This is a genomic window from Janthinobacterium sp. AD80, from assembly GCF_002878455.1.
Classification (GTDB): domain Bacteria; phylum Pseudomonadota; class Gammaproteobacteria; order Burkholderiales; family Burkholderiaceae_D; genus Janthinobacterium.
Genome location: NZ_NRDQ01000234.1, coordinates 1 through 5,303 on the forward strand (window position 1 = coordinate 1; position 5,303 = coordinate 5,303).

At 64.5% G+C, this 5,303-nt stretch carries 6 protein-coding genes; 4 read left to right on the forward strand and 2 right to left on the reverse strand.

The genetic code is table 11. From position 1 onward, the window contains the following. Positions 1 to 301 precede the first annotated feature (301 nt). Positions 302 to 679, forward strand: a complete 378-nt coding sequence (locus tag JaAD80_RS27655; RefSeq protein WP_102299326.1) for a DUF3052 domain-containing protein — start codon at positions 302 to 304, stop codon at positions 677 to 679. A gap of 6 nt (positions 680 to 685) precedes the next feature. On the opposite strand, the gene queG is transcribed toward JaAD80_RS27655, so the two are convergent. Continuing rightward, a complete protein-coding gene (gene queG / locus JaAD80_RS27660; RefSeq protein WP_102299328.1) occupies positions 686 to 1,777 on the reverse strand; it encodes a tRNA epoxyqueuosine(34) reductase QueG in 1,092 nt (363 codons plus the stop codon). An 88-nt stretch (positions 1,778 to 1,865) separates the two neighbouring features. Between queG and tsaE the strand changes: the two genes are divergently transcribed. From tsaE to JaAD80_RS27675, 3 genes are read left to right on the forward strand one after another with little or no spacing between them, the layout of a single operon-like run. Further along, entirely contained in the window at positions 1,866 to 2,354 is a 489-nt protein-coding gene (gene tsaE / locus JaAD80_RS27665; RefSeq protein WP_102299329.1) for a tRNA (adenosine(37)-N6)-threonylcarbamoyltransferase complex ATPase subunit type 1 TsaE, read from the forward strand. Next, complete coding sequence (locus JaAD80_RS27670) at positions 2,318 to 3,715, forward strand: N-acetylmuramoyl-L-alanine amidase (RefSeq protein WP_102299331.1); 1,398 nt, start codon at positions 2,318 to 2,320, stop codon at positions 3,713 to 3,715. The genes tsaE and JaAD80_RS27670 overlap by 37 nt, the downstream gene beginning before the upstream one ends. Positions 3,716 to 3,728: 13 nt before the next feature. Then, entirely contained in the window at positions 3,729 to 4,592 is an 864-nt protein-coding gene (locus JaAD80_RS27675) for a D-hexose-6-phosphate mutarotase (RefSeq protein WP_180979625.1), read from the forward strand. Here JaAD80_RS27675 and JaAD80_RS27680 read toward each other — a convergent pair. After that, positions 4,584 to 5,303, reverse strand: a 720-nt coding sequence (locus JaAD80_RS27680; RefSeq protein ID WP_102299335.1) for a carbonic anhydrase, incomplete at its 5' end; no start/stop codon positions are given. The genes JaAD80_RS27675 and JaAD80_RS27680 overlap by 9 nt on opposite strands.

The window sequence follows — 5,303 nt, forward strand, 5'->3', positions numbered from 1 at the left end:
CCCGTCCACCGGGGCCGCCATGGCCCATGCCGTCGCCACGCTCGTCAAAGCCGCGCGGGCCGCGGCCGTGCATGGCGTAGTCGTGACGTTCGTGGCGATGCTCGCCGTGATGATGGTGGTGCTGGCCGCAATGGCCGTGATGATGATGGCCGCCGTGGCCGTGTTCTGTGTGATGTGAGTTTCTCATGTTTTCTCTTTAAAGATATATCGTTAGTAGGTGAGGCCATTTTATAACGATATATCGATAAGTCAAGGAGAAATTTGTTATGCTCGCCTTTCCCGCCATCCACATGCCACCGCCATGCCTGACAAAACCGTTGCTGAAAAAATGTATGTAAAGAACGCGACAGCCCTGGCCGTGCTCAATGAAGGCGGCGACCATGGGCAATTGCTGGCGCAGCTGCCGGCGGAAAAGCGGGTAGGTGACAACGCCAGCGCCGACTGGCTGCTGGTGTTTGCGCGCAGCCGCGCGCAACTGGAACAGTACCTGCCAATGGCGCAGGCGCGTCTGCTCAGCGGCGGCGCCCTGTGGGTGGCGTACCGCAAGGGCGGGCTCAAGGCGGGCAGCGATATCGGCCGCGACGACATCCGCGCCTATGCGCAGGTGCTGGGACTAGACAGCGTGGCGATGGTCGCCATCGACGGGGAATGGTCGGCCCTGCGCCTGAAGCAGGCCTGAAAAACGCTAGGCGATGCCGTGCAGCGCCAGCGCCCATTCGACGTGTTCGCGCACGATGGCCGACGGGTGCTCGCGGCGCGACAGCAGGGCCGCGACGATGTCGGACTGGCCTTTGGCCTTGGCGGCCGCATTGCCCATGCCGACGGCCAGGTTGCGCAGCCAGCGTTCGTGGCCGATGCGGCGAATCGCGCTGCCTTCCATGCGGCGGTTGAATTCCTCTTCCGTCCAGGCGAACAGCTCCACCATGCCGGCGCTGCCCAGGCTGTGGCGCTCGTCGAAATCGGGCACCACGGCGCGCTCGGCGAACTTGTTCCACGGGCAGACAGTCTGGCAATCGTCGCAGCCGTATACCTTGTTGCCGATCAGCGCGCGCATCTCGACAGGGATGGCGCCCTTCAATTCGATCGTCAGGTAGGAGATGCAGCGGCGCGCGTCGAGCTGGTACGGCCCCAGGATGGCTTGCGTCGGGCACACCGTGATGCACGCCGAGCACTGGCCGCAGCGCGGCGTTTCCGGCGCATCGACCGGCAGCGGCACGTCGACGAGGATCTCGCCAAGGAAAAAGAAGGAGCCGCCCTGGCGGTTGATCAGCAAGGTGTGCTTGCCGCGCCAGCCCAGGCCCCCCTTTTGTGCCAGTTCGACTTCCATCACGGGCGCCGAATCGCTGAAGACGCGGTAGCCGAAGTCGCCGATCTCGCCCTTGATGCGCTCGGCCAGCTGCTGCAGGCGCGAACGCATCACCTTGTGATAGTCGCGGCCGCGCGCATACACGGAGATCACGGCGGCGCCCGGATCGGCATCGCGCGCCGCTTCGTGGGCGCGCCACTCGGGTCCCAGCGCCGGCGGCAGGTAGTTCATGCGCGCGCTGATGGCGCGCACCGTGCCCGGCACCAGTTCGGCCGGGCGCGCACGCTTCATGCCGTGGCTGGCCATGTAATCCATTTCGCCGTGATACCCTGCATCGAGCCAGGCCTGCAAGGGCGCTTCCATGTGCGACAGGTCGACATCGGCGATGCGCACCTCGGCAAATCCCAGCTCGCGCCCCCATTGCTTGATGGAGCGCGCAAGGAGTTCAAGATCGGTGACGGTGGCGGACATAGGGGTTTTCAGGGGACTTTAAGCGAAACGGCGGGGACGCGGGCGGTTACAATGACATGAGCCTCCATTTTATGCGATACCGAAGACAATGACCGAACACTTCACAGCCCACCTCCATGACGAAGCCGGCACCGCCGCGCTGGGCGCCGCACTGGCGCGCGCGCTGGCGCCCGGCCTGGCGATCTACCTGCACGGCGACCTGGGCGCCGGCAAGACGGCCCTCACGCGCGCACTGCTGCATGCGGCCGGCCATGCGGGAAACGTCAAGAGTCCCACGTATACCCTGTCCGAACCGTACACGGTGCAGCTCGACGGCCAGAGCGTCAACGTCATCCATTTCGACCTGTACCGCATGGGCAGCGCCGAGGAATTTCTCGATGCGGGCTTTCGCGAAGACTTCGACGGCCACAACATCTGCATCGTCGAATGGCCGGAAAAAGCCGAACCGGTGCTGCCGCCGGCCGACCTGAATATTTATTTGAACGTTGCGGGCACAGGCCGTGATGTAGAATTGCAAGCGTCTTCTGAATTGGGTCTGTCATGCCTTCACCGTCTCAAATTCGCCCCGAACCTTTGATTTCCTCGCCCATCACCCGGCGCACGGTCCTCAAGGCCGGCGGCACCCTGCTGTTGTCCGTGTTCGCGCCCATGTCGGCGATGGCGGCGCAAATTCTCGCCGTGCGCGTCTGGCCGGCCGAGGACTACACCCGCGTCACCCTGGAAAACGACAGCATCCTCAAGGCGACCCACTTCATCGTCAAGGATCCGGAACGGCTGGTGGTCGACATCGAAGGCCTGGAACTCAATCCCACCCTGAAAGGCCTGGTGGCGAAGATCCAGTCGAACGACCCTTATATCAAGCAGGTGCGCGTGGGGCAGAACCGGCCCAACGTGGTGCGCCTGGTGTTCGACCTGAAGGAAGAAGTCACGCCGCAGCTGTTTACCCTGCCGCCGGCAGGCTCCTACAATCACCGCCTGATCTTCGACCTGTATCCCGTGCACGAGCCGGACCTGATCGCGCAAATGATCGAAAAAGGCGACTGGTCCAGCGACCCGGCCAAGCCTTTGATGTCCGACACGCATACGCCGCCGCCCGCGCTGCCGCTGCCCGAGAGCGGCAAGCCGCCCGTAGCCATCGCGCCGCCGGTGGTGGCCGTCGTGCCGCCCGTGCCCGACGTGCGGCCGGAACAGCGTCCCGAGGCGCGCCCCCTGCCAGGCCAGAAAGTGGTGCGCATGATTACCATCGCGCTCGACCCCGGCCACGGCGGTGAAGATCCGGGCGCCATGGGCAGCCGTGGCAGCCGTGAAAAAGACGTGGTGCTGGCCATTGCCAAGCGCCTGAAAACCAAGCTGGAACTGCAACCGAACATGCGCGTGATGCTCACGCGCGACGCCGACTTCTTCGTCCCGCTGGGCATGCGCGTGGAAAAGGCGCGCAAGGTGCAGGCCGACCTGTTCGTCTCGATCCATGCCGATGCCTTCATCCAGCCGACGGCGCGCGGTTCCTCCGTCTTCGTGCTGTCGGAAAAAGGCGCCACCTCGACGGCTGCGCGCTGGCTGGCCAACAAGGAAAACCAGGCCGACCTGATCGGCGGCGTGAACGTGAAAAACCACGACAAGCAGCTGGCCAGCGTGCTGCTCGACCTGTCGACGACGGCGCAGATCAATGACAGCATGAAGCTGGGCGCGGCCGTGCTGCGCGAAATCGGCGGCATCAACCGCCTGCACAAGGGTTCCGTCGAGCAGGCCGGCTTCGCCGTGCTGAAGGCGCCCGACATTCCTTCGATCCTGATCGAGACGGCCTTTATCTCGAATCCCGAAGAAGAAGCCAAGCTGACCGACAACGGCTACCAGGACAAGATGGCCGATGCCATCGTCACGGGCATCAAGAATTATTTCGCGAAGAATCCGCCGCTGGCGAAAAGCCGTTTGACCTGACATGGACACCCGCATGCGCAACAGCACTTTTGGCCAATTGCCGGCCGTGACCATCCGTGCCGCCGACGGCGCGCAGGCGACCGTCACCCTGTACGGCGGCCACCTGGTCTCGTGGCAAACCAGCGATGGCCAGGAACGCCTGTTCTGCAGCCGCGATTCCGCCCTCGATGGCAGCCGCGCCATCCGTGGCGGCGTGCCCGTGATCTTCCCCCAGTTCGGCGCACGCGGCAGCGGCATGCGCCACGGCTTTGCGCGCGTGGCAACATGGCAGCTGTCGGCCAGCGGCGAAACCGATGGCGCGGCATGGGCGCAATTTTGCCTGACACAATCCGACTTGCCGGAGGCGATCGCCGCCGCCTGGCCATACGCCTTTACCCTGCGCCTGCGCGTGGCCGTCAAGGCATGCGCGCTGGACCTGAGCCTGTCCGTACACAACACGGGCGAGCAGGCCTTCCCGTTCTCGGCGGCCCTGCATACCTATTTTGCGATCGATGATTTGGGCCAGGCGCGCATCAAAGGCCTGCAACGCGTACGCTATTCGGACGAGACGCCGCAGGATGCACTGCAAGCGGAAGAATTGCTGCAGTTTGCGGACAAGCTAGACCGCATCTACTACCAGCTGCCCGGCGCGCTGGCCTTGCAGGCCGGCAGCCATACCCTGCGCATGGAGCAGCAGGGCTTCACGGATGCCGTCGTCTGGAATCCCGGCGCACAGGACGCCGCCGCCCTGCCCGACCTGGCTGGCGACGAGCAGCCGCGCTTCATCTGCATCGAGCCGGCGCTGATCCAGCCCGATACGCTGGCAGCTGGCGCCGAGTGGGTCGGCCGCCAGCGCATTGAGGTCAGTCCCGCCGGGTCTGAACCCGCTTCAGTTTGACTCTTTGATGATGCGGCCATTGGTGGGCTGAATCGGGCGCGCGTTCAACGGATACAAACGGCTGAACAGCGCCATCTGCGCCGCCGATGCCTGCACCGGCTGCTTCATCACCATCCACAGCACGCCTTCGCTGCACGGCGGCTCCGTCATCGATCCCATATAGGTGTAGTAGTCGCGCCGCGCCGGCAGCATTTCGGCCGGGTCGAGCAGGATCGATGGCTGCATGGTCTCGAATTTTTCCAGCGGCAGGTTGTTCCACACGGTCTGGATGGTCGCCTGCGGCGCGCCGCGTTCCAGCAGCAGGGCCAGGATGGCCAGCCGTCCTTGCGCGTCGCGGTGCACCAGATGCACCACCATCTCGAACGCCTTGCCGTTGATGCGCTCTTCGGACGGGCGGTGGAAATGGAATTGCTGCAGCTCGAACATGCGGTTCTGCACCGTGATGTAGTTGCCGCCACTGACACCCACCTGCACCGTGTGGCCGTTGTCGACGACGCTGAACGACGAGGGATGGTAGTCAAAGCTGATCTGTTCCAGTTCCACCTTCATGCCGTCGCGGATGTCGATCGGCGACTGGCGGTTGCCGTTGCCGCACTTTGCCCAGTCCACATTGATCTTGCTCCAGTTGGCAGGACCGCTGTCGCCCTCGTACGACCAGTGCGTGCCGCGCGGCACGGGCGGTGGCGGCGGTGGCGCCGCCTTCACCACGGC